Below are 24080 nucleotides of genomic sequence, written 5' to 3' on the forward strand. Positions count from 1 at the left end.
AGAATGCGGCCGGTTTTGTTTGTCTGCTGGACAGTGGCGGAGGCGAACGTTAAAAGCCGATGAATTTAATTTACCTGCCTCCGGCAGCATTGAAGGGCATAGCATGAGCGGTGTGAACGATATCCGGTCGACCTTCCTCGACTATTTCAAGAAGAACGGCCATGAGATCGTTCCGTCGAGCCCGCTCGTGCCGCGCAACGACCCGACGCTGATGTTTACCAATGCCGGCATGGTGCAATTCAAGAACGTCTTCACCGGCCTCGAAAAGCGTCCCTATTCGACGGCGACGACTTCGCAGAAATGCGTGCGCGCCGGCGGCAAGCACAACGACCTCGACAATGTCGGCTATACTGCACGCCACCTGACCTTCTTCGAGATGCTCGGCAACTTCTCCTTCGGCGACTATTTCAAGGAGAATGCGATCGAGCTTGCATGGAAGCTCGTCACCGAGGGCTTCGATCTTCCGAAGAACCGCCTGCTGGTGACCGTCTATTCCGAGGACGAGGAAGCTGCGACGCTGTGGAAGAAGATCGCCGGCTTTTCCGACGACAAGATCATCCGCATCTCGACCTCTGACAATTTCTGGCAGATGGGCGATACCGGCCCCTGCGGCCCGTGCTCGGAAATCTTCATCGACCAGGGGGAGAATGTTTGGGGCGGCCCTCCGGGCTCACCGGAGGAAGATGGCGACCGGTTCCTGGAATTCTGGAACCTTGTCTTCATGCAGTTCGAGCAGACCGCACCTGGCGTTCGCAACCCGCTGCCCCGCCCGTCGATCGATACCGGCATGGGGCTGGAGCGCATGGCCTGCATTCTGCAGGGCGTTCAGAGCGTGTTCGACACCGATCTCTTCCGCACGCTGATCGGCACCATCGAGGACACGATGGGCGTCAAGGCGGAAGGCAGCGCCAGCCACCGCGTCATCGCCGACCACCTGCGCTCCTCGGCCTTCCTAATCGCCGACGGCGTGCTTCCGTCGAATGAGGGCCGCGGTTATGTGCTGCGCCGCATCATGCGCCGCGCCATGCGCCATGCGCAGCTGCTCGGCGCCAAGGAACCGCTGGTCTACAAGCTGCTGCCGACGCTGGTGCAGCAGATGGGCCGCGCCTATCCGGAACTGGTGCGCGCCGAGGCGCTGATCTCAGAAACGCTGAAGCTGGAGGAAAACCGCTTCCGCAAGACGCTGGAACGCGGCCTGTCGCTTCTGTCGGACGCGACGACGGATCTTTCCAAGGGCGATATGCTGGATGGTGAGACCGCCTTCAAGCTCTACGACACCTACGGCTTCCCGCTCGATCTGACGCAGGACGCACTGCGCGCCCGTGAGATCGGCGTCGACATCTCCGGCTTCACCGATGCGATGCAGCGCCAGAAGGCCGAAGCCCGCTCGCACTGGGCCGGTTCCGGCGAGAAGGCCACGGAAACCGTCTGGTTCGAGCTTAGGGAAAAACACGGTGCGACCGAATTCCTGGGCTACGACACTGAAACGGCTGAAGGCGTCGTGCAGGCGATCGTCAAAGAGGGCGCGGTTTCGACCGAGGCCAAGGCCGGTGACAAGGTGCAGATCGTCGTCAGCCAGACGCCGTTCTACGGCGAATCCGGCGGCCAGATGGGCGATACCGGCGTGATTTCGTCCGACCACGGCAGGATCGAGATTTCAGATACGCAGAAGAGAGGCGAAGGCCTGTTCGTGCATCAGGGGACTGTCATCGACGGCGTGTTCAAGGACGGCGATGCGGTCGTGCTGACGGTCGATCATGCCCGCCGTTCGCGGCTGCGCGCCAACCATTCTGCGACCCACCTGCTGCACGAGGCGCTGCGCGAAGTGCTCGGCACCCATGTGGCGCAAAAGGGTTCGCTGGTCGCGCCCGAGCGCCTGCGTTTCGACGTTTCGCATCCGAAGCCGATGTCGACCGAGGAGCTGAGGATCGTCGAGGATATGGCAAACGAGATCGTGCTGCAGAATTCGCCGGTTACCACGAGGCTGATGAGCGTCGACGATGCGATCGCCGAAGGCGCGATGGCGCTGTTCGGTGAGAAATATGGCGATGAAGTCCGGGTCGTGGCGATGGGCGAGGGCGTGCGCGGCGCCAAGGCCGGCAAGCCCTATTCGATCGAACTCTGCGGCGGCACGCATGTCGGGGCCACCGGCCAGATCGGCCTGATCCGCGTTCTCGGCGAAAGCGCCGTCGGCGCCGGCGTTCGCCGTATCGAGGCCGTCACCGGCGAATCGGCGCGCGAATATCTGGCCGAACAGGACGAACGCGTGAAGACGCTTGCCGCCTCGCTGAAGGTGCAACCGGGCGAAGTGCTGTCGCGTGTCGAAGCGCTGATGGACGAGCGCCGCAAGCTCGAAAAGGAACTGGCTGACGCCAAGCGCAAACTTGCCATGGGCGGCGGGCAGGGCGGCTCGGTCGATGCCGTGCGCGAAGTCGCCGGCGTCAAGTTCCTCGGCAAGGCGATTTCGGGCGTCGATCCCAAGGATTTGAAGGGGCTTGCCGATGACGGCAAGACCAGCATCGGCTCCGGCGTCGTTGCGCTCGTCGGCGTGTCCGGCGACGGCAAGGCAAGTGCCGTCGTGGCGGTGACACCGGATCTCGTGCAGCGCTACAGCGCCGTCGATCTCGTCCGCATCGCATCTGCCGCCCTCGGCGGCAAGGGCGGCGGCGGCCGCCCCGACATGGCGCAGGCCGGCGGCCCCGACGGATCGAAGGCCGATGAAGCGATCGAGGCGGTTGCCGTGGCACTTGCCGGCTGAACTGCCGGTTACGTCACCCCAACCTCCCTCATTCCTGTGCTTGTCACAGGAATCCGGCCACGGCGCGTCCGCGCCGTGAATGAATCAATACCTAAAGAAAAAGTCTTTCGCGCCCAAGGACTTGGGCGCACTGGATTCCTGTGACGAGCACAGGAATGAGGGAGGTTGGGGTGATGCCGGAGCATCCACCTCGTCCTTCGAGGCCCCTGTGGGGCGCCTCAGAATGAGGCTCTCTTGAACTTTGGTGCTCCGGAGCCAGCAAGTCAGCAGGATTTGTCAAATCGGACTATGGTTCTCTCAAGCCGATCGATTTGCACGAGGTTCCGACATGAATGGCGACACGGCATGGGCACTTTATGAAAACCGTCTGAGACGGGTTTCGGCCTATATTCACGACCACCTCGACGAGGAGCTGGATATGGAGCGCCTTGCCGAGATTGCCTGCATGTCGAGCTATCACTGGCACAGGATCTACCGGGCGATTTACGGCGAGACGCTGGCGGCCACCGTCAAGCGGCTCAGGTTGCATCGCGCGGCGGGCGAGATCGTCCGCACGGAGCTTGCCGTCAGCGAAATTGCGAAGCGATCAGGCTATCCCAATCTCCAATCCTTCAATCGTATCTTCAAGTCGGTCTACGGCATGCCGCCGGCCCGCTATCGGAAAGAGGGAAGCCACACAGCCTATGAGCCCTCACCTAACGGAAAGACCAAAGCCATGTTAGACGTTACCATACGCGAGATCGGGCCGATCGAGTTGATCGGCGTTGCCCATACCGGTTCCTACATGCAGATCGACAAGGCCTTCGAGACGCTGTTCGGCACGCTTTACGCCCGCGGCCTCGCCAAGCCCGACATGCGGATGATTGGCGTCTATCTCGACGATCCCGATCTTGTGCCGGAGGAAAAGCTGCGCTCGATCGCCTGCGTCACCGGCGCTGCCGAAGTGCCGGCGGCGTCACCCTTCGAGCGGCGCACGATCGACGGCGGCAATTATGCGGTGCTGCGCCACAGGGGTCCGTATGCCGACATGTCCAAGTCCTATCAGTGGCTCTTTGCCGAATGGCTGCCGAAATCCGGCCGGCAGCTGAAGGACAGGGTCATGTTCGAGGAATATCTCAACAATCCGCGCGAGGTGCCGCCGACCGAGCTTCTGACGGATATTCACATGCCGCTTGTCTAAAGTCGTCGATCGGGGGCGCGGCGGATCTGCCGCGTCCCTGGACGGTCAGGCGCCCTTCCGCGGCCTGGAATTTTCAAGCGGCCTGCATGGTCTTGATGGCTTCGTCATCAAGGGCGTTTGCCCGCTTGTAGGCCTCGCGCTCGCTGATGCGGCCGACATAGTCGAGGAATGCCTGGCGTCTTTCGATGCCGCCGAAGCCGATGCCCCAGCCGATATGGGAGCCGACATAGACGTCGGCGGCGGTGAAACGCTCGCCGGTGATGTAGGTCGAAGCAGAGACGGCTTTCTCGAGTGTGTTCATGACGTCGCCGAAACTGCCGCAGCCGGCCATGCGCAGGCGTTCCTTCGGAATTTCGAAGCCGAGAGCCTTCATCGTCACCGCCGATTCGAGCGGACCGGCGGCAAAAAACATCCAGCGGTAATAGCGGGCGCGCTCCTCCGGCCTCGGCGCCAGCGCCTTTTCGGGGAAGGTCTCGGCCAGATAGGCGCAGATCGCCGCGCATTCGGTGACGATGGTGTCGCCGTGGCGGATTGCCGGCACCTTGCCCATCGGATTGACCGCGAGATATTCCGGCGCCTTCATGGTTTCGCCGAAGGTCAGGAATTCGGTGCGATAGGGCTGGCCGATCTCCTCCAGCATCCAGCGCGCGATGCGGCCGCGCGACATCGGGTTCGTATAGAATACCAATTCTTCGGTCATGACGTCCTCCTCGTGTTCCCGTTTTTCCGTCCCACGGAATCAATAGGGCAGCGATGTCTGCCTGCAAGCCCCAATCGTCAGAGCGGCTTGCGATACTGGATGAAACCGGAGCGCTCGGCGATCCTGTCATAGAGCCGGCGGGCCGTTGCATTTGTCTCGTGGGTCATCCAATAGAGCCTGCCTGCGTCATTTGCGCGGGCGAGGTCGGCGACGGCCTCGATCATGCGGCACCGGTGCCGAGCCCGCGCTGGCTGTTGTCGACATAGAGATCCTGCAGGTAGCAGGTCCATTGCGGCAGCCAGCAGGAGCGGTGAAAGACGGCATGGACGATGCCGACGAGACGACCATCTTCGTCAAAGGCGCCGAGCGCGTGCATCGGTTCGTCAGGATCGTGGAAGCGAGCCCAGGTGAGAGCCGTGGTTCCGAGCGGGATGACCACTTCGTAGAAGCGCTGATAGGCCTCCCATAGGGGTTCCCAAGCGGCGCGGTCCGAGGGCTCAAGCGGTCGCAGGATGGCCGTCATCGGTTCATTCTCCCAAAATGAAAACGGCGGGGAAATCCCCGCCGCTTCGATGTTATCTTGGAAAGGCCGGCTTACGCCATGGCCTTCTGCAGGTTCTGGTCGATCTTGTCGAGGAAGGCGGTGGTCGAGAGCCACGGCTGGTCGGGGCCGATCAGCAGCGCCAGGTCCTTGGTCATGAAACCGGATTCGACGGTGTCGACGCAGACTTTTTCGAGCGTTGCGGCGAAGCGGGCGAGCTCGGCATTGTCGTCGAGCTTGGCGCGGTGCGCCAGGCCGCGGGTCCAGGCGAAGATCGAGGCGATCGAGTTCGTCGAGGTTTCCTGGCCCTTCTGATGCTGGCGGTAGTGACGGGTGACCGTGCCGTGAGCGGCTTCAGCTTCGACCGTCTTGCCGTCGGGCGTCAGCAGAACCGAGGTCATCAGGCCGAGCGAACCGAAGCCTTGAGCGACCGTGTCGGACTGGACGTCGCCGTCATAGTTCTTGCAGGCCCAGACGTAGCCGCCGGACCACTTGAGCGCCGAAGCGACCATGTCGTCGATCAGGCGGTGTTCGTAGGTGATGTTTGCTTCCTTGAACTGATCCTTGAATTCGGTCTCGTAGACTTCCTCGAAGATGTCTTTGAAGCGGCCGTCATAGGCCTTGAGGATGGTGTTCTTGGTCGACAGATAGACCGGCCACTTGCGCATCAGGCCGTACATCATCGAAGCGCGGGCAAATTCGCGGATCGATTCGTCGAGGTTGTACATGGCCATGGCAACGCCGGCGCCCGGTGCGTTGAAGACTTCCTTCTCGATGACGGTGCCGTCCTCGCCGACGAACTTGATCGTCAGCTTGCCCTTGCCGGGGAACTTGAAATCGGTGGCGCGGTACTGGTCGCCGAAGGCGTGGCGGCCGACGACGATCGGCTTGGTCCAGCCGGGAACCAGGCGCGGCACATTCTTGCAGATGATCGGCTCGCGGAAGATAACGCCGCCGAGGATGTTGCGGATCGTGCCGTTCGGGCTCTTCCACATTTCCTTGAGGTTGAATTCCTTGACGCGGGCTTCATCCGGCGTGATCGTCGCGCACTTGATGCCGACGCCGTACTTCTTGATGGCGTTGGCGGCATCGACGGTGACCTGGTCGTTGGTGGCGTCGCGGTTTTCGACCGAGAGGTCGAAATAGTCGATGTCGAGGTCGAGATACGGATGGATCAGCTTATCCTTGATGAGCTGCCAGATGATGCGCGTCATTTCATCGCCGTCGAGATCGGCGACGGGATTGGCGACCTTGATCTTGTTCATGTATCTGCCTCGTTCGAGCTTCAATGGGGACGGGCGTCCCGGGTGGGTGATATGATCCGGAGCGCTATAGCATTGTGAACTGGGAACGCAAAGCTGCAAGGGGTACGACAATGCGTTTTTGCCGCCATTGCCAAGTGCCGGAATTTGGTTAGTGTCCGCCTCGATCTGCCGCTCCGGACATCCGACCATGAAGACAATCGCCGTTGTTATCGCAAGCCTTATTGCCTTTTCAGGCATCAGCCACGCCGCCGACATCATCGCTCCCGTGAAGGAGATCATGGACGCGACCAGGAGCAACTGGGCCGACAACAACAGCGACTGGACCGACATCTTCGACGCGAGCCGGCTCGACCATCTTTACAGCCGCGACTTCGTCGCGAAATACCAGGCGGCGGCGCAGTTTCCCGCCGTCGACGACGACGGCATATCGCCCTTCGACTACGACGTCATCGTCAACGGCCAGGATGCCTGCCCGCTGGAGGATCTGACGATGGTGGCAGCGCCTGTGGTCGACGGCGTGGCCGAGGTGACCGTGCGCTTCAAGAAATCCGCCTGCTCGCATGCGCCCGATGCCAAGGACTATACGACCGTTCGTTTCGAGGTGGTCGAGGAAGGCGGAAAGCCCGTCATCGACGATATCGTCACCGAGAATATCGAAACGCAGGCGCGCGATTCCCTGAAGACGACGATGGCGCTGATTGCCAAGGGCCAATAGGCGCGCGACATTCGAGAGCATCGAGATTCGCTCTCGGGCGGTTTGATTTCCGTTCTTGCGGCGGTATCTGTCGATCCTTCTGCGGCAGGAGGGGCTCTTGCATTTGTTTTCCGGTTTTCAGTTCCGCGACTGGCTGCTTGCCGACGATCCGGCGCTTTCGCGCCTGCGCATGGCTTCGCGGGTGACGCTGACGATCGTCCTCTCCTTCGCCATCCTATTCGCCATCCAGATGTTGATCGTACCGCTGCCGACGGCGGCCTTCGGTCTCGGCATCGTGCTGTCGATCGAGGGCGGGGTGGCGGTGCGCGACAAGGGCAATTCGCGCCAGCTGGTGACGCGGCTTTTCGGCTGTGTCGCGAGCCTTGCCGTCGTCGGCATTGCGGCGGGGCTCGAGGATCGCCGTTTTCTCTCCGATCTCGTCTTCCTGGTGGTGATCGCGCTCGCATCGGCGGGCCGCGTGTTCGGGCCGCGCGGCTTTGCGATCGGCATGTTCGCCTTCACCTCCTATTTCATGGGGGCCTATTTCCAGCCTTCGCTTGCCGAGCTGCCTGATGTGGCGGCCGGCCCCGTCGTCGCGGTGCTGGTCGGCCATATGGTGAGGGCGGTGCTTCTGCCCGACGATTGGCGGCGCGATCTGTTGCGCTCGCTCGAAAGCGTCAGGGGGCGCATCAACCAGATCCTCTTCAAGCTCGCCACCCTTGCCGGCAGCGGTCATATCGGCGAGGCCGACCGGCAGGAGCTGCGCCAGCTGGAAGACCGGCTGAAGGAAGTGGTGCTGATGGCCGAGACCTTCATCCCGCGGCCCGCGGCCGGCGTCTTCGACGGTGCTTCCAATCCCGCCGCGGAACTCGCGATCCGGCTCTTCGATGCGCATCTCGCCGCCGAGAGCGCGATCGTGGTGAGCTTCCAGAGCCTGCCGCCCTTTGCGCTCGTCCATGCCGTGATAGAGGCCGACAAGGCGGAGCTCGCCACCTATGAGGGGATGGCCGAAGCCATCAAGGACGAGCCGCAAGGCGAAACCGTGCGGGCGCTGCTCTGGCTCGGCGAGGCGCGGCAGCAATTGACGCAGGCGATTGGCGAGGGGCAGGCTTCCGGCTTTGCCGGCATCGATGCCGTCAAGGACACGGCGCAGCCTGAGAAGATCGACTTTTCATTCGCCAATCCGCTGCTGCGCTCGGCGCTGCAGATCACGCTCGCCTCGGCGCTCGCCATGGGCTTCGGCCTGCTCTTGTCGCGCGAGCGCTGGTTCTGGGCGGTGCTTGCTGCCTTCCTCGTCTTCACCAACACCAATTCGCGCGGTGACACGGCGATGAAGGCGCTGTCGCGCTCGCTCGGCACGGTATTCGGTATTGCGATCGGCCTCGTGCTGGCGACGCTGATTTCGGGAGAGCCTGATATCGCCATTCCGGTCGCCGCTGTCTGCATCTTCCTCGCCTTCTATTTCCTCCAGGTTTCCTATGCGACAATGACCTTCTTCATCTCGATCGTGCTTTGCCTGGTCTACGGCATGACTGGGGTGCTGACGCTCGATCTCTTGAAGCTGCGCATCGGCGAGACCATGATCGGCGCGGTGGCCGGAACGGCGGTCGCCTTCCTCGTTTTCCCGGCCCGAACGCGCGGCGCGCTCGATGCGGCACTCGCCCGCTGGTTCCAGGCGCTGGACGAGTTGTTGATCGCGATCGGCGAGGGCAAGAGCGGTTTTGCGCTGATTACGCTGTCGCAGAAGATCGATGCCTGCTACCGCGACGTGACGGTGGCCGCCCGGCCGCTCGGCTCGTCCTGGTCGGTGGTGACGCGGCCGGGCCAGATCCGCCAGACGCTGGCGATCTTCCTCTCCTGCACCTATTGGGCGCGCATCCTGGCGAAGAGTTCCGCAGCGCCGGCGACAGCCGACGATCTGAAGAAGCTGATCGCGTCGGATCTGGCGCTGATGAAGGATGCGGCCCCGCGCGGCTCGACCTGTTTCTTCATCGAGCGCAAGGCGTCGCGGATGACAGGCCGGCACCTGCCGCTGTCGCGCGAAGGCGCGAGGCCGGGGCTCGAAATGATCGGTTCGGCGCTGGAAAGGCTCTATCCTGACGCAGACGTCTTGCCGTTTGCAGCGGGCGAGGCTATTGCGCGCTCGAAACAGGGATAAGACCATGGCAGGCACGAACAGCGAGCGTCAACTTCTGGCCGAGGGCCCGGCCATTATTCTGGTCGAGCCGCAGATGGGCGAGAATATCGGCATGGTGGCGCGCGCCATGGCGAATTTCGGCCTTGCAGAACTCCGCCTCGTCAATCCGCGTGACGGCTGGCCGAACGAGAAAGCCCTGGCGACCGCCTCCAAGGCCGATCACGTCATCGAGGCAACCAAAGTCTACGACACGCTGGAACAGGCGGTCGCCGACCTCAATTTCGTCTATGCGACGACGGCACGCGAGCGCGATGGCTATAAGCCGGTGCGCTCGCCCGTCATCGCCGCCGAAACGCTTCGGGCGAGGTTCCGCGCCGGCGAGGGCACCGGCATCCTCTTCGGGCGCGAGCGCTGGGGGCTGACCAATGAGGAAGTGGCGCTTGCCGACGAGATCGTCACCTTTCCCGTCAATCCGGCCTTTGCTTCGCTGAACATCGCCCAGGCGGTGCTGCTGATGTCCTATGAATGGATGAAATCCGGCATGGAGGATCTCGGCGCCGTGCCCTTCCAGGCGATGGGGCAAACACCTTCGACCAAGGATCAACTGTTCGGCCTGTTCGACCAGCTGGAAGAAGCGCTCGATGCGCGCGGCTATTTCCATCCTGCCGGGAAAAAGCCGAAAATGGTCGACAATCTGCGCGCTGTCTTATCCCGCCGGGCTTTCACGGAGCAGGAAATCAGCGTGTTGCGCGGCGTCATCTCTTCCCTTGACCGATTCTCGCGCAAGAGCCCGCGCGGCGGCCGGTTCCCGACCGCGACCAAGGAAATACCGCCAGATGACAGTGCCGACGCATGAGCTGAAACCCGTCCTCGTCTTCGATTCCGGCATCGGCGGGCTGACCGTCTTGCGCGAGGCGCGCGTGCTGATGCCGGAACGCGGCTTCATCTATGTTGCCGACGATGCCGGCTTTCCCTATGGCGGCTGGGAGGAACAGGCGCTGAAGGAGCGGGTGATCGGGCTTTTCGGCCGGCTGCTCGAGGAGCACGACCCCGAGGTCTGTATCATCGCCTGCAACACCGCCTTCACGCTTGTTGGTGCCGACCTGCGCGCCGCCTTTCCTCAGATGACCTTCGTCGGCACTGTGCCGGCGATCAAACCGGCGGCGGAGCGCACGCGCTCCGGCCTGGTCTCGGTGCTTGCGACGCCGGGCACGGTCAAGCGCGCCTATACGCGCGATCTCATCCAGTCCTTCGCCCAGCAATGTCATGTCCGCCTCGTCGGCTCGGAGAACCTTGCGCGCATGGCGGAGGCCTATATTCGCGGTGATGCCGTCTCCGACGACGCCGTGCTTGCCGAAATCGACCAATGCTTCGTCGAGAAGGACAGTCAGAGGACCGATATCGTCGTGCTCGCCTGCACGCACTATCCCTTCATGGCCAATCTCTTCCGCAGACTGGCGCCTTGGCCGGTGGACTGGCTGGATCCGGCAGAAGCCATTGCCCGGCGGGCGCGCACACTCGTTCCGCAGATCGCCGATGCCGTTCACCCCGACAATTTCGACTTTGCCGTCTTTACATCCGGCAATCCCGACTTTGCGACACGCCGACTGATGCAGGGTTTCGGTCTCAGCACGCGATAAGGCACTGCGCGCTTTATTTCACCGATGTCATCGCGCAAGATCTCCGCGGGGAATCGCGGGCGGGTGTTTGCCGCTCAGGACATAGGGATGCGCCGTGCCGCTGCAAAGACTTGTCATGCTGATCTTCTTTCTGCAGCCGATAGCCTTTGGCGCCTGGTTGCCGCGCATTCCTGATATCCAGGCGAAGCTTGAACTCGGCACCGCCGATCTCGCCGTCGCACTTCTGGGATTGCCGATCGGCACGCTGATCACCCTTCCGTTTGCCGGCCGCCTCGTCTCGCGCATCGGCGGGCGCATGGCGATCATCTATGGTTTCATCTTCTTTCTTGCCGTGGTTTCGCTTCCAGCCTTCGCGCCCAGCGCCATGCTTCTATTCTTCGCCTTGATTGTCGTTGGGGTCGCGCTTTCGACGGTGGAACTCGGCATGAATGTCGAGGCCGATGTGACGGAGAAGGCGACGGGGCTGATCATCATGAGCCGCTGCCACGGCTTCTGGAGCTTCGGCATCATGGCCGGCAGCCTGATCGGCGTTGGTGCCATAGCCATCGGGCTTTCGCCGCACTGGTCGATTCTGATCACGGCGCTCGTCGTCCTGCCGGCTGCGCTGATTGCCAGCCTGCGCCTGCCGAAATTGCCGGAAAGTCACCATGCGGAGAATTCGCAGGCAATGACCGGCTTCAAGCTGCCCAGTCTTGCTCTGCTCGGGATCTGCGCCTTCGTCTTCGGCGTGACGATGACCGAAGGTGCGATCGCGGATTGGTCGGCGGTCTACCTCCGCGATGTCATGAATGCGGAAGGCGCGCAAACCGGCCTCGGTTATTCGGTTTTCGCTTTCATGGTTGCGGCGGGGCGCTTCAGCGGTGATTACATGAAAAGCCGTTTCGGCGCGGTTGCCATTGCCCGTGGCTGCGGCATCGCCTCGCTTGCCGGCATGCTCGTCGTTCTCCTTGCACCGGCGACGCCGCTTGCGCTACTCGGCTTTGCCGCAGTCGGTGTCGGTGTCTCGGTTGGGTTTCCGCTTGCGGTGACGGCCGTCGCTTCGCTGACTGATCGCCCGCCCGCTTCAAGCGTTGCGACGCTCTCCTTCGCAGCCCTGACCGGTTTTCTCATCGGGCCGCCGATCATCGGCTTTCTCGGCGAACTCCTGGGCTTGCGCGCGGGGCTTGCGGTCTTGCTGGTGCCGCTTTTCGTCAGCCTGCTCTGCACACGTTTGCTGATTCCGACGCAGAAGGACATGGCGGGCGACCTCGTCGAGCGCGAGGCGGTGTGAAGCCTTATTTCCCTGGGCTGGCTTTCCTGTGGGTTCTTAAAGGTTTGACGACAACAATGCCTGCGAATCTGCTAGAGACGGGCCGGGAATTTGTAAGGGGAATTGGACGTGCAGGTTGGCATCGATATGGGACTGGCGTCCGGCGCTCCGGCGACGCTCGATATCGAGGAGCTGCTGGCGACACGTCTACTCGTTCAGGGCAATTCCGGCTCCGGCAAATCGCATCTTCTCCGCCGTCTGCTCGAGCAATCGGCGCAATGGGTGCAGCAGGTCATCATCGATCCAGAGGGTGATTTCGTCACGCTCAGCGACAGATTCGGCCACGTCGTGGTCGACGGCGAGCGGACCGAGGCGGAGCTTGCCGGCATCGCCAACCGCATTCGCCAGCATCGCGTTTCCTGCGTACTGACGCTCGAAGGCCTCGATCTCGAAGACCAGATGCGCGCTGCAGCCGCCTTCCTCAACGGCATGTTCGACGCCGATCGCGAATACTGGTATCCGGTTCTCGTCGTGGTCGACGAGGCGCAGATGTTTGCGCCGTCGGTCGGTGGCGATGTCTCGGAAGATGCGCGCAAGATGTCGCTCGGCGCGATGACCAATCTGATGTGCCGCGGGCGTAAACGCGGCCTTGCCGGCGTGATCGCGACGCAGCGGCTTGCCAAGCTCGCCAAGAACGTCGCGGCCGAGGCCTCGAACTTCCTAATGGGCCGGACCTTCCTCGATATCGACATGGCGCGCGCTGCCGACCTGCTCGGCATGGACCGGCGCCAGGCCGAGATGTTCCGCGACCTGAAGCGCGGCAATTTCGTTGCCCTCGGGCCTGCGCTGTCGCGCCGGCCGCTGCCGATCCAGATCGGCGCGGTGGAGACCTCGGCGCGCTCTTCCAGCCCGAAGCTGATGCCGCTGCCGGATGCGCCGCAAGATGTCGAAGACCTGATCTTCACGCCCGATCCGGAGGAATTCCAGCGCCCGCTGGTGCGCCGCGCCGCGCCGGCACCGCGGCCGACGACCGATATTCTGGCCGAACTCTCGCGCTCGACGCCGGCTGCATCGGCCGTACCAGCCGAGGCGAGGGCGAGCCAGGCGGAAGTCTCCGCCGAGGAGCGGGAAGAGCGCCTTGCCGGCGCGCTGGCCGAGATACTGGACGATCCGGCATCCGCCTTCCGCACCGATTCGGTGCTCTACCAGGATTTTCTGGTAAGGCTCCGCATGCGCCGGGTGCCGGGGCCGCCGATCGCGCTGCCGGATTTCCGCCGGCGCGTGGCGATCTCGCGTTCCGGCGTCGATGCGGCAACGGCCGCGACCGATGCCTGGGCGACGGCGCTGTCGCTGTCTTCAGGTGTCACCGACGACCTGCAGGGAGTCTTCCTGATGCTTGCCAAGGCCGCCGTCTGCGGCGAGCCGTGCCCGTCGGACGCCCGCATCGCCCGCGCCTACGGCACCCATTCCGCCCGCCGCGCGCGGCGCCTGCTCGGCTATTTCGAGGAGCAGGGCATCATCGTCGTGCACGCCGATTTTTCCGGCAAGCGTATCGTCGCTTTCCCTGATATGGACTGCCAGACGGCGCCGGGCGACGCCAACGCGCCCGATACGGGCGACCAACCGCTGGCGGCGGAATAGGCGACTATATTTCAATGAGATAAAGCGTTTCAGTCCCGTCGATCACGGAAGCCGTGTCTATTCGACGGTCGAAGGTCGCAAGCTTTCCACCATGTGCCTTCGCCAATGCAAGGAGATAGATGTCGCTCAATTGCTTGGGTGAGAATGACGCTGTTCGATCAATGAGATCGCTGGTGACCAAGCTAATATCGTCCGGCCAAAACACATGATTGGTCAATTTTGCAAAATCAGCCAGAAAGGACAGAACCTCCGCCGGAGAACCAGGCGAATCCGGGTAGTTTGGATTGCCGAGAATGCGAGCGACACCGTTCTCGGTCAGCGGACAGGTCGCCCAACTGTCGCGGTCAAGGGAGCGGAACCATCTGTGCGCAGGTTCATGATAAAGATGGTCGGGGTCAAAAAGGGCAATCAGGACATTGACGTCAAGAAGAAACGTCACGGATATTCATCACGGAGTTCATTGACGAATTCGGGCGTAATCGTTCGACCTGTGGGCTTTCTCTTGATAAGAGGCACGCCGTTACGCCGAGGTGCCAGCTGTTGCATCTCCAGTGATCTTCGGGCGAGGTCGGAAATAACTTCGCCAAGATTTTTCTCCTGGCGTTCTGCTATCTCTCTGGCTGCGTCGAGAACGTCGTCATCTATCGCGAGTGTCGTTTTCATTGGCTGCTCCAAGGCGTTTCAGCAATATAGCGACAAATACCATGCTTCTCAACGCCAAGCCGCTGTTGACATTTTCATGACGGCCCTCTAAAGACCGCCGCAAGCACCGGGCAGCAATGCCCGGTGTTTCATTTGACATGTCCCGTGGATCGTTTCTGTTCGCTAACCGGAACATCCTGTCAGGTCTTGGTAGAGACCAGAGGAGGGCGTGTTTCCTTCGTGCGGTTTGGCAACAAACCGTCATAAACCTTTGAAAGGAAATACGATGAGCAAGCGCGAATCGTCCAAGTACAAAATTGACCGCCGTATGGGCGAAAACATCTGGGGCCGTCCGAAGTCGCCGGTGAACCGCCGCGAATACGGCCCGGGCCAGCACGGCCAGCGCCGCAAGGGCAAGCTTTCGGACTTCGGTGTGCAGCTGCGCGCCAAGCAGAAGCTCAAGGGTTACTACGGCGACCTGCGCGAAAAGCAGTTCCGCGCGATCTTCGCCGAGGCCGATCGCCGCAAGGGCGACACCTCTGAAAACCTGATCGGCCTCCTGGAATCGCGCCTCGACGCAATCGTCTATCGCGCCAAGTTCGTTCCGACGGTCTTTGCTGCCCGTCAGTTCGTCAACCATGGCCACGTCTCGGTCAACGGCGTGCGCGTCAACATCGGTTCCTACCGCTGCAAGGCCGGCGACGTCATCGAAGTTCGCGAAAAGTCGAAGCAGCTGGTGATCGTTCTGGAAGCCGTCAGCCTCGCAGAGCGCGACGTTCCCGACTATATCGAAGTCGATCATAACAAGATGGTCGCAACCTTCGGCCGCGTCCCGACGCTCAGCGACGTTCCGTTCCCGGTCGTCATGGAACCGCATCTGGTCGTCGAATTCTATTCGCGTTAATGCATTCGTCTCGCAGTCGAAACCGATTGCGAGACAACAGCATGCGTCGCTATACGGAAAGCCGCTCTTTCGAGCGGCTTTTTTGCGATCTGGAGAGAAGCAATGGCAGATTTGCAGGCGACCCTCGATAGCATCTACGCCGATATCCAGCCGCGGATCGGCGAGGGCAAGGTCGCGGACTATATTCCCGAGCTCGCCAAGGTCGATCCGCAGCAGTTCGGCATGGCGATCGTCACCGTCGACGGCAAAGTCTATCGCGTCGGCAATGCCGATACCGCCTTCTCGATCCAGAGCATATCGAAAGTCTTCATGCTGACGCTGGCGCTCGGCAAGGTCGGCGAGGGGCTGTGGAAGCGCGTCGGACGCGAACCCTCCGGATCGGCTTTCAACTCGATCGTCCAGCTCGAGCACGAGGGCGGCATCCCCCGCAATCCCTTCATCAATGCCGGCGCCATCGCCGTCAGCGACGTCGTCATGGCCGGCCATGCGCCGCGTGAGGCAATCGGCGAGCTGCTGCGTTTCGTGCGTTATCTCGCCGATGACGAGTCGATCACCATCGACGACAAGGTGGCGCGCTCGGAAACGCAGACAGGATACCGCAATTTCGCGCTTGCCAATTTCATGCGCGCCTACCGCAATCTCGATCATCCCGTCGACCACGTGCTCGGCGTTTATTTCCATCAATGCGCCTTGTCGATGAGCTGCGAGCAGCTCGCCCGCGCCGGGCTGTTCCTGGCGGCGCGCGGCAGCAATCCGACGACCGGCCATTCGGTGGTCTCGCCGAAGCGGGCGCGGCGCATCAATGCGCTGATGCTGACCTGCGGCCATTACGATGGCTCGGGCGATTTTGCCTATCATGTTGGCCTGCCCGGCAAGAGTGGCGTCGGCGGCGGCATCTTCGCCGTGGCGCCGGGCATTGCCTCGATCGCCGTCTGGTCGCCGGGGCTGAACAAGGTCGGCAATTCACAGCTCGGCGCCGCGGCGCTGGAAATGCTCGCAGCGCGCACCGGCTGGTCGGTTTTCGGCGATTGACGCTGTGTTGCCAGGCGGCTTTCTGCTAGAGCAAGTGTGGAATTTCTGTAGGACGAAGCAATGAATATCGCAGCCAATATCGCCGACGAGTTGGAGATTAGCGAGGCCGACACCGGCGGTCATGCGCTGTTTGCCGATGCGCCGCGTTCCGTCTCCTTCAACAAGCTGCGCAAGCGGCTGCTGCGGCAGGTGCGCCAGGCCTTCGACGATTTCGACATGCTGAAGGGCCAGAAGCGCTGGCTGGTCGGCCTTTCCGGCGGCAAGGATTCCTATGGGCTGCTGGCGCTGCTGCTCGATCTCAAATGGCGCGGTCTGCTGCCGGTCGAGCTCATCGCCTGCAATCTCGACCAGGGGCAGCCGAATTTCCCGAAGCACGTGCTGCCGGACTATTTGACGAAGATCGGCGTTCGGCACCGGATCGAGTATCGCGATACCTATTCGATCGTGAAGGAAAAGTTGCCGGAGGGGGCGACCTATTGCTCGCTCTGTTCGCGGCTGCGCCGCGGCAATCTCTATCGCGTCGCGCGGGAAGAGGGCTGCGATGCGCTGGTGCTCGGCCACCACCGCGAGGACATTCTCGAAACCTTCTTCATGAATTTCTTCCATGGCGGCCGGCTCGCCTCGATGCCGGCGAAGCTTCTGAACGACGAGGGCGATCTGATGGTGCTTCGGCCGCTTGCCTATGCCGCTGAGGACGATCTCGCGAAGTTTGCCGTCGCCATGCAGTTTCCCATCATCCCATGCGATCTCTGCGGCTCGCAGGACGGGCTGCAGCGCAACGCAATGAAGGACATGCTCACCGATATCGAACGGCGCATGCCGGGCCGCAAGGATACGATGCTGCGGGCGCTGTCGCATGTGAACCCATCGCATCTGCTCGATCCGAAACTCTTCGATTTTTCCACCCTTGGTGTCACCGATCCTTCATGAAAAGCCGGCTAAGCAGGCTGCTCAATGTATGACGGACAGGATTTCGCATGACTATTTCAGACCAGGATATTCTCTTTCTCGGCGATTGCGTCCGGGAGGCGGCGCGCGCCGAGATCATGCCGCGCTTCCGTAATCTCGGCGCTGCCGATGTTTCGGAGAAGACTTCGGCAATCGATCTGGTGACCCAGGCGGACCTGCTTGCCGAACACCGGATTACCGCGGCGCTGAGAGAGCGCTTTCCTACAGCGCTCGTCGTCGGCGAGGAGGCTTATGACGTCGACCGGTCCGTCGTGCCGGCACTTGCCGATGCCGAACTCGCCTTCGTCATTGACCCTGTCGACGGGACGTTCAATTTCGCCTCCGGGCTGCCCGTCTTCGGGACGATGCTAGCGGTGACGATCAAGGGCGAGACGGTCGCCGGCATCATTCACGATCCCGTTCTCGGTGACACGGTGACGGCGATCAAAGGCGCGGGCACTATGCTGACACGCCGGGACGGGCAGTCGACAAAGCTGAAGGTCGCCGAAGCCACGACATTGAACCAGATGGTTGGCGGCCTCTCATGGGGCCATATGGATGACCCGGATCGTGCGCGCATTTGCGCCAACATGGCAAAGATCCGGATGACCTTTGCCTTCAACTGCTCGGCCTACGAATACTGGATGGTCGCCTCCGGCAAGATGCATTTCATCGGCCATGCGAAGCTGATGCCCTGGGATCATCTGGCTGGCGTGCTCGCGCATCAGGAGGCCGGCGGCCATACAGCGAAATTCGACGGCACGCCCTATCGCCCCGGCGAGACGGCGGGCGGAATCATCTCCGCACCCGACAAGGAGAGCTGGCAGCTTATCCGGCGCGAGATCGTCGGCATCTGATTAAGGTTCTCCTGGGAGACCTAAGCGTGAGGATTTGAGATGACTTCGACTGTTGACGTGACCGTTCTTGCCGATCTACTGCGCCGTGCAGCAAAGGCGGAGATCCTGCCGCGCTTTCGCCGGCTCGGCCAGGACGACGTGCGCGCCAAGAGCGAGGCGACCGATCTCGTCACCGAGGCCGATGAGCAGGCGGAACGGATGATCAAGGCGGAAGCTGCGCAACTCTGGCCGAGCGCACTGTTCCTTGGCGAAGAATCGGTCGCGGCCGATCCTGATTTGCTCGGCAGCCTCGAACATGCCGATCTCGCGATCGTCGTCGATCCGGTCGACGGCACGTTCAATTTTGCCGCCGGCATCCCGGCCTTCGGCGTCATGGCGTCCGTTATCTCCGGCGGCGAGACGGTTGCCGGCATCATCTACGATCCGATGGGCGACGACTGGGTGATGGCCGAAAAGGGCGGCGGCGCCTGGCTGCGGCGGCCGGATGGCGGCGCCGAGCGGCTCTCGGTGGCAGCTCCCGTGGGACTGGAGCATATGGTCGGCATGGCCTCCACCGGCTACCTGCCGAAGGAGAAGCGCGCCGAAGTGCTCGGCAATCTCGCCAAGGTACGCTTCCTCACCAATTACCGCTGTGCGGCCCACGAATACCGCACCTTTGCCGGCGGCCATGTGCATTACCTCATGTACAACAAGCTGATGCCTTGGGATCACCTTGCCGGTACGTTGATCGCGCAGGAGGCAGGCGCCTATGCGGCGCGCTTCGACGGCTCGGCCTACCTGCCGCATCATCTCGATGGCGGGCTGCTAATTACCCCCGACAAGGCCTCCTGGGAGGTACTGCGGCGTGAGGTGTTCACGGTCTGAACAACCGCTCGACCTGCCGCATATTACTGGTAGAGCTTTTCCATGAGAAAGTTTTCCAGGCCTTGCCCACGCTTCTCGACGATTTGCTTCGTTATGACGCGGAACCCTTTGCGCTCAAAAAACGGTCGGGCGGTTCGGCTGGCTTCGGTATAGATTCGGCTAAACCCCAGCTTCGGGGCTTCGTCTTCGACTCTGCTCAATAGCCGGCTTGCTATTCCAAGCCCCTGAAACTCGGGGTGCACAAACATCATGTCCAGGCATCCGTCGCCGGTCAGGTCAGAAAACCCGACAGGCTCTTCGTCAAATTCTGCGATCCAGGCAGGCCTGCTTATCCTTCGCTCTGCCCATAGTCCGCGATCTTCCACCTTTGCCCAAGCCTGGATCTCCGCGGGTGAGTAGTCTTTCGACGCGACCTCTCGAATGGCGCGCAGAAAAATTTCAATCGTCGCATCCACGTCGCCTGGCGCGTAAGGCCTGATCAGAATTCGGTCGTCCATCGAGGGTGCCTTTCGCGCACTGCCGCGCCAATCCAATGGATTGAACCATCGATCAAATCACTGCAGCGCTCACGCTATAGCATCTCAAGAATATGTCCCCATGCGAGTCGTCCCAATTTGGCGTCGGCCTCGTCACCTCCACCATGAGCGCGCAGCGATGATCGGGAAGTGGTTTCGCCCGGCAGCAGAATGCGATGGCCCGCATCTTCTCCCAACACAAGCTGGGTGGAAAAACCAAAACCTGCGCGCCGCCGAACAAGTGATGCGGCAAATTTGTCTGATGGCCAGAGCGCGTCATCGCATCCTGCTACGAGCAGAATTTCGGCATTCGTTCTCTCCAAAGGGATAGCCGCTGCGTCGATCTCAGATTCGTGCACCTGAAGGCATCGTTCGAACAGGCCCCGATAGGCGACCAGCTCGTCTCTGTATTCTCGCACCCATTCTGGATCCGACGAAACAAAAGGAAGCGGTGCGCCTCGCAATGACCACGAGGAGCGTTCCGGCCAGCTGATGCCATCAAGCCCCGGACCAATATTTCCCCAGACGACTGACGAAGGGCTCATCGCGACGACCGAGCTGATGCGCGGATCGTATACGGCCGTGAGCAGTGCAGCTTCGGCGCCTTTCGATGTCCCCACTAGGACGATGCGTTTGCAACCGAGTTCGATCAAATAATCAGTGGCAGCGAAGAAGGTTTCCAGCGGCACCTCGCAAATGCCTGGCATCTGGCCTTCGCCGCCGAACCAGCGAAGCGCTATGACCGTTGCCCCCTGGCTCGCAAACAATCTGGCGCGGGCCACATCGACGCGGCCACTGGAGCCGCCGAGTACAACAACGCCAGTGCCGGCATCCGGTTTGACTTGAAATATCTCGCCCTGCAATGGCGGCGGGAGACGTTGATATCCTGCATCCAAAACCAGGCTCCTTCTTCCAGCGGCATCCAGATTTAGGAACGTGCCGAGTTGCCATCTAATGCAATGTCGCCGGGGATCAACCGCTCCGACAGATTTCCCATTTCAGAAGTGGGCAGCACCCGGATCGAGCTGCGGGCTGTCGCCGGGGTGGGTGAAGAGCTTGCCGTTTTCGGCCCAAAGGGTGGCTGCGATCGTCACCGCGCCGAAAAACGCGAAGCCGCCGAAGAGCGGCTGCACCGTGCCATTGAACATCTGGCCGACCAGGCCGCCGAGGATGGCGCCGGCCGTCGTCGAGACGAAGCCGGTGATGGCGGTCGCCGTGCCGGCGAGATTGCCCATCGGCTCGAGGCTGATCGCGGTGAAGTTGGTAGCGATCAGGGCAAACATCATCAGCACGATGGTGAAGATGCCGTAGGCGATGGCGAAATCAGGTTTGCCGGCCAGCGAATAGAAAAAGCCGACAGCCGACAGCGCCGTGAAGATCAGCAGGGCAGCGTGCGAGATGCGGCGCATGCCGAATTTGCGCACGAAGAATCCATTGGCGAAATTGGCGACGGCGATGCCGCCGGCGGTGGCCGCAAAGGCGATCGGCAGCCAGTCGCCAAGGCCGTAGACCTCGCCGAAGACCTGCTGCACGGAGATCACATAGGCGCTGATGACGCCGGTGAACATGGTGAGGCCGATCATGTAGCCGCAGGTGATGCGGTTGGTGAGCACGGTCTTGAAGCCGTCCACGACGGAGGCGACCGACAGCGGCAGCCGCTCTTCCGGCGGCAGCGATTCCTTCAGCCGGAGGAAAGCCCAGACGAATAGGATGGTAGCGATGATCCCGAGCAGGATGAAGATCCAGTGCCAGTTGGCATAGAGGATGATGAGTTGGCCGACGGAAGGGGCAACGATCGGCACGATCATGAAGACGATCATCACATAGGACATGACACGGGCCATTTCGCGGCCACCGAAGCAGTCGCGTACCATGGCCATGGTGGTGATGCGCACCGCAGCACCGCCCACACCCTGAACGAAACGCATGACGAGCAGCATTTCGAAGCTGCCGGTTGCGGCTGCAGCAAACATCCCGACAATGTAGCAGGCCAATCCGCCGAGCAGGATGTTGCGGCGGCCGAACGTATCCGAAAGGCTGCCGAAGAATATCTGCGAGACGCCGAATCCTAAGAAGAACACGCCGATGATCAGCTGCGCGTCGTTGGTATTGGTGACGCCGAGGGAATGGCCGATATTGGGCAATGCCGGCAGCATGCTGTCGATCGCCATGGCGACGCTGGCAGTCATGATGGCAATGGTGACGACGAATTCGCCAAAGCCCATGCCGATGCGGCGGGAGCCCTGGTTTTCCTGGTGCGGTTTATGCGGCGGCGTCATGTGATGGAAATCCCGGATGCGGAGGAGGTTGGCCGTTCAGACGGCCGGGTTCTGCGATTGGAAGAGGCGCCCCTTTTCGGCGATCAGCACGAAGACGAGCCCGATGATCGATACGACGAAATAACCGGCGACCATCGGCAGTGCTGTGCCGTCGAAAGCTTGGCCGATGCCGGCGCCGATGAGGGCGCCGCCGACCGTGCTCATGAAGCCGAGGACCGAGGAGGCGGTGCCGGCGACGTGGCCGAGCGGCTCCATGGCGAGCGAATTGAAGTTCGAGCCGATCCAGCCGAACTGGAACATGGAAAGGCCGAAGAAGGAGATGAACAGAGCGAAGGGCATCGGCTCGGTGCTGGCCATCTGGACGATCAGCCAGATGGTGTTGATGGCGATGAAGCCGAGCAGCGAGCCATGCGACAGGCGGCGCATGCCGAGCTTGCCGACGAAGCGCGAATTGAAGAAGGACGACAGCGACATGAAGATCGCCACGCCGGCGAAGGCGAAGGGGAAATAGACGCCGAGATCGTAAATGCCGACATAGACCTGCTGGGCCGAATTGATGAAGCCGAACAGCGCGCCGAAGATGAAGGTGCTGGCAATGGTGTAGCAGAGCGCGACGCGGTTGGTCAGCACCAGCTTGAAGGCGCCGAAGATCGAGCGGGCGGTGAAGGGCCTGACATTGGCGGGATGCAGGGTTTCCGGCAGGCGTAGATAGGCCCAGACGGCGATACCAGTCGCCATGGTGGCGATGAAGAGGAAGATCAGGTGCCAGTTGCCGAAGAAAATGACGATCTGGCCGGCGCCGGGCGCAATAACCGGCACGATCATGAAGACCATCATGATCAGCGACATGACTTCGGCCATCTGCCGTCCGCCATAGATATCGCGGACGATGGAGATGGTGATAACGCGGGTGGCCGCCGAGCCGATGCCCTGGACGAATCGCAGCACCAGCAGGCCGGCGAAGGAGGGAACGAAGACGATGCCGATGGCCGAAACGATATAGACGACGAGGCCGAACAACAGCGGTGTGCGGCGGCCGAAGCGATCGGAAAGCGGTCCGTAGAAAAGCTGCGCGCAGCCGAAGCCGAGCAGATAAGAGGAGACGACGAATTGCCGGTGGTTCTCGCTCTCGACGCCGAGGCTCGCGCCGATCTGCTGCAGGGCCGGGAGCATGATATCGATCGCCAGCGAGTTAATGGCCATCAGGAAGGCCGCGAGCGCGATGAATTCTCGCCTGCCCATGGGCAGGCGGCCCGCGGACACGGCTTGTGAAGAATCTGTCACAATGAAATTCCCATAAACAGGTCAAGGCGCTGCTGGCCGCAGCGCCTCGAACTCAAGAAACAGATTTGGAAACCGGGCGGACGTCCGGTGACCGGTCAGGAGGCGGCGCGCACCGCGATGCCGTTTTCCTGGAGATGCTGCTGCAGTTCACCAGCCTGGAACATTTCCCGGACGATGTCGCAACCGCCGACGAACTCGCCCTTTACATAGAGCTGCGGGATCGTCGGCCAGTTGGAATATTCCTTGATGCCCTGGCGGATTTCCGAATCGGCGAGCACGTTGACGCCCTTGTAGTCGACGCCGATGTAATCGAGAATCTGCACGACCTGGCCGGAGAAACCGCACTGCGGAAACTGCGGCGTGCCCTTCATGAAGAGGACGACGTCGTTGGTCTTGATTTCGTTGTCGATGAATTCGTGAATGCCGCTCATGGGACCTAATCCTTTCAACAGGCGGGTTAAAGGCCCACCGTTTCAATCGTTGCCTTTAGATAGCATGCGACACCAGGAATTCCAGCCGCCCGAACCAAAAAAAGACCAATTCGGGCAGGGCCTCGCTGAGGATTGTTGCCGTCGCGTTACGGTCGGAGACTTTGCCGCTCGTCTCAGCTGCGACGCTGGCGGCTGCGGCCGGCGGCGGTGCGGCGCTTGCTGACCTGTTTGCGGGCGGGCTTGGGCTTGGCCGAGGTCGCCTTGCGCGCAGCTGTCGTCGTCGCGGCGGGGCGTGTCTTGCGCCTCTTGCGCTTCGTCGTGGCGCGGCCGGTGGTTTTCTTCAGGATCTCCTGCAGCACGGTGTTGACGACGCCTGATATCAATTCTTTGACTAGGTCGGCCACAAAACCCCTCCGTTCGTGATGGAAACGACATGGATGCTATTGAATTCCGGAAGAGTTCGGTTAGCAAGACGGCTTCGAGACCATAGCTGCTTTTTGCCGATATCAGCGGCGCAGC

General features: G+C 61.7%; 23 protein-coding genes and 1 pseudogene. 13 read left to right on the top strand and 11 right to left on the bottom strand.

The genetic code is table 11. The annotated features are described in order from the left end of the window. Positions 1-103: 103 nt before the first annotated feature. Together alaS and B5P46_RS21550 are read left to right on the top strand one after the other, a co-directional pair. On the top strand, positions 104-2758 hold the full coding sequence (gene alaS, locus B5P46_RS21545; protein WP_129420476.1) for an alanine--tRNA ligase: 2655 nt from the start codon (positions 104-106) through the stop codon (positions 2756-2758). Positions 2759-3086: 328 nt separating this feature from the next. Further along, positions 3087-3938 (top strand): AraC family transcriptional regulator, encoded by an 852-nt coding sequence (locus B5P46_RS21550; RefSeq protein WP_129420477.1) that lies wholly within the window; start codon positions 3087-3089, stop codon positions 3936-3938. A gap of 73 nt (positions 3939-4011) precedes the next feature. On the opposite strand, the gene B5P46_RS21555 is transcribed toward B5P46_RS21550, so the two are convergent. From B5P46_RS21555 to B5P46_RS21565, 3 genes and pseudogenes are all read right to left on the bottom strand, one after another. Further along, positions 4012-4638 carry a glutathione S-transferase family protein gene (locus B5P46_RS21555; RefSeq protein WP_077978289.1) on the bottom strand — a complete coding sequence of 209 codons (627 nt, stop codon included), beginning with the start codon at positions 4636-4638 and terminating at the stop codon, positions 4012-4014. A gap of 77 nt (positions 4639-4715) precedes the next feature. Continuing rightward, positions 4716-5161, bottom strand: a pseudogene (locus tag B5P46_RS21560) (GNAT family N-acetyltransferase). A gap of 71 nt (positions 5162-5232) precedes the next feature. Beyond that, a complete protein-coding gene (locus tag B5P46_RS21565; RefSeq protein ID WP_094085842.1) occupies positions 5233-6444 on the bottom strand; it encodes an NADP-dependent isocitrate dehydrogenase in 1212 nt (403 codons plus the stop codon). Positions 6445-6631: 187 nt separating this feature from the next. Here B5P46_RS21565 and B5P46_RS21570 point away from each other — a divergent pair, with 187 nt between their 5' ends. From B5P46_RS21570 to B5P46_RS21595, 6 genes are all read left to right on the top strand, one after another. Beyond that, positions 6632-7159 carry a hypothetical protein gene (locus B5P46_RS21570; RefSeq protein ID WP_129420478.1) on the top strand — a complete coding sequence of 176 codons (528 nt, stop codon included), beginning with the start codon at positions 6632-6634 and terminating at the stop codon, positions 7157-7159. Between the two features lie 97 nt (positions 7160-7256). Further along, entirely contained in the window at positions 7257-9296 is a 2040-nt protein-coding gene (locus B5P46_RS21575; RefSeq protein WP_129420479.1) for an FUSC family protein, read from the top strand. 4 nt (positions 9297-9300) lie between these two features. Further along, on the top strand, positions 9301-10131 hold the full coding sequence (locus B5P46_RS21580) for an RNA methyltransferase (protein WP_129420480.1): 831 nt from the start codon (positions 9301-9303) through the stop codon (positions 10129-10131). Beyond that, positions 10112-10915, top strand: coding sequence for a glutamate racemase (murI, locus tag B5P46_RS21585; protein ID WP_129420481.1), 804 nt, complete (start codon positions 10112-10114; stop codon positions 10913-10915). The genes B5P46_RS21580 and murI overlap by 20 nt, the downstream gene beginning before the upstream one ends. Before the next feature lie 94 nt (positions 10916-11009). Next, a complete protein-coding gene (locus B5P46_RS21590; protein WP_129420482.1) occupies positions 11010-12185 on the top strand; it encodes an MFS transporter in 1176 nt (391 codons plus the stop codon). A 108-nt stretch (positions 12186-12293) separates the two neighbouring features. After that, entirely contained in the window at positions 12294-13805 is a 1512-nt protein-coding gene (locus tag B5P46_RS21595; RefSeq protein WP_129420483.1) for an ATP-binding protein, read from the top strand. Between the two features lie 4 nt (positions 13806-13809). Here the strand turns inward: B5P46_RS21595 and B5P46_RS21600 are convergent, their stop codons facing one another. Both B5P46_RS21600 and B5P46_RS21605 read right to left on the bottom strand, forming a co-directional pair. Continuing rightward, positions 13810-14244 (bottom strand): TA system VapC family ribonuclease toxin, encoded by a 435-nt coding sequence (locus tag B5P46_RS21600; protein WP_129420484.1) that lies wholly within the window; start codon positions 14242-14244, stop codon positions 13810-13812. Then, on the bottom strand, positions 14241-14468 hold the full coding sequence (locus B5P46_RS21605; protein ID WP_017988477.1) for a hypothetical protein: 228 nt from the start codon (positions 14466-14468) through the stop codon (positions 14241-14243). The genes B5P46_RS21600 and B5P46_RS21605 overlap by 4 nt, the downstream gene beginning before the upstream one ends. A gap of 265 nt (positions 14469-14733) precedes the next feature. On the opposite strand from B5P46_RS21605, the gene rpsD reads away from it, so the two are divergent. The 5 genes from rpsD (at position 14734) to B5P46_RS21630 (ending at position 19052) form a co-directional block, all read left to right on the top strand. After that, a complete protein-coding gene (gene rpsD, locus B5P46_RS21610; RefSeq protein WP_003540107.1) occupies positions 14734-15351 on the top strand; it encodes a 30S ribosomal protein S4 in 618 nt (205 codons plus the stop codon). Positions 15352-15453: 102 nt separating this feature from the next. Beyond that, positions 15454-16383 (top strand): glutaminase, encoded by a 930-nt coding sequence (locus B5P46_RS21615; protein WP_017994212.1) that lies wholly within the window; start codon positions 15454-15456, stop codon positions 16381-16383. A 60-nt stretch (positions 16384-16443) separates the two neighbouring features. Next, a complete protein-coding gene (gene ttcA, locus B5P46_RS21620; protein WP_129420485.1) occupies positions 16444-17313 on the top strand; it encodes a tRNA 2-thiocytidine(32) synthetase TtcA in 870 nt (289 codons plus the stop codon). 47 nt (positions 17314-17360) lie between these two features. Further along, positions 17361-18188 carry an inositol monophosphatase family protein gene (locus B5P46_RS21625; protein WP_129420486.1) on the top strand — a complete coding sequence of 276 codons (828 nt, stop codon included), beginning with the start codon at positions 17361-17363 and terminating at the stop codon, positions 18186-18188. 39 nt (positions 18189-18227) lie between these two features. Next, the gene (locus B5P46_RS21630; protein WP_129420487.1) at positions 18228-19052 is read left to right on the top strand and encodes an inositol monophosphatase family protein; all 825 of its coding nucleotides are present in this window, start codon (positions 18228-18230) and stop codon (positions 19050-19052) included. Between the two features lie 23 nt (positions 19053-19075). Here the strand turns inward: B5P46_RS21630 and B5P46_RS21635 are convergent, their stop codons facing one another. The 6 genes from B5P46_RS21635 to B5P46_RS21660 all read right to left on the bottom strand — a co-directional run bounded on the left by B5P46_RS21635 (position 19076) and on the right by B5P46_RS21660 (position 23965). Then, a complete protein-coding gene (locus B5P46_RS21635) occupies positions 19076-19549 on the bottom strand; it encodes a GNAT family N-acetyltransferase (protein WP_129420488.1) in 474 nt (157 codons plus the stop codon). Positions 19550-19623: 74 nt separating this feature from the next. Continuing rightward, a complete protein-coding gene (locus B5P46_RS21640) occupies positions 19624-20463 on the bottom strand; it encodes an alpha/beta hydrolase (RefSeq protein WP_129420489.1) in 840 nt (279 codons plus the stop codon). Between the two features lie 102 nt (positions 20464-20565). Continuing rightward, positions 20566-21846, bottom strand: a complete 1281-nt coding sequence (locus B5P46_RS21645) for a multidrug effflux MFS transporter (RefSeq protein ID WP_129420490.1) — start codon at positions 21844-21846, stop codon at positions 20566-20568. A gap of 36 nt (positions 21847-21882) precedes the next feature. Beyond that, positions 21883-23088 (bottom strand): multidrug effflux MFS transporter, encoded by a 1206-nt coding sequence (locus B5P46_RS21650; protein WP_129420491.1) that lies wholly within the window; start codon positions 23086-23088, stop codon positions 21883-21885. A 137-nt stretch (positions 23089-23225) separates the two neighbouring features. Further along, positions 23226-23561 carry a Grx4 family monothiol glutaredoxin gene (gene grxD / locus B5P46_RS21655; protein ID WP_003540084.1) on the bottom strand — a complete coding sequence of 112 codons (336 nt, stop codon included), beginning with the start codon at positions 23559-23561 and terminating at the stop codon, positions 23226-23228. 173 nt (positions 23562-23734) lie between these two features. Beyond that, complete coding sequence (locus tag B5P46_RS21660) at positions 23735-23965, bottom strand: hypothetical protein (RefSeq protein WP_129420492.1); 231 nt, start codon at positions 23963-23965, stop codon at positions 23735-23737. Positions 23966-24080 lie beyond the last annotated feature (115 nt).

It is taken from the genome of Rhizobium leguminosarum, assembly GCF_004123835.1.
Taxonomy (GTDB): domain Bacteria; phylum Pseudomonadota; class Alphaproteobacteria; order Rhizobiales; family Rhizobiaceae; genus Rhizobium; species Rhizobium leguminosarum_M.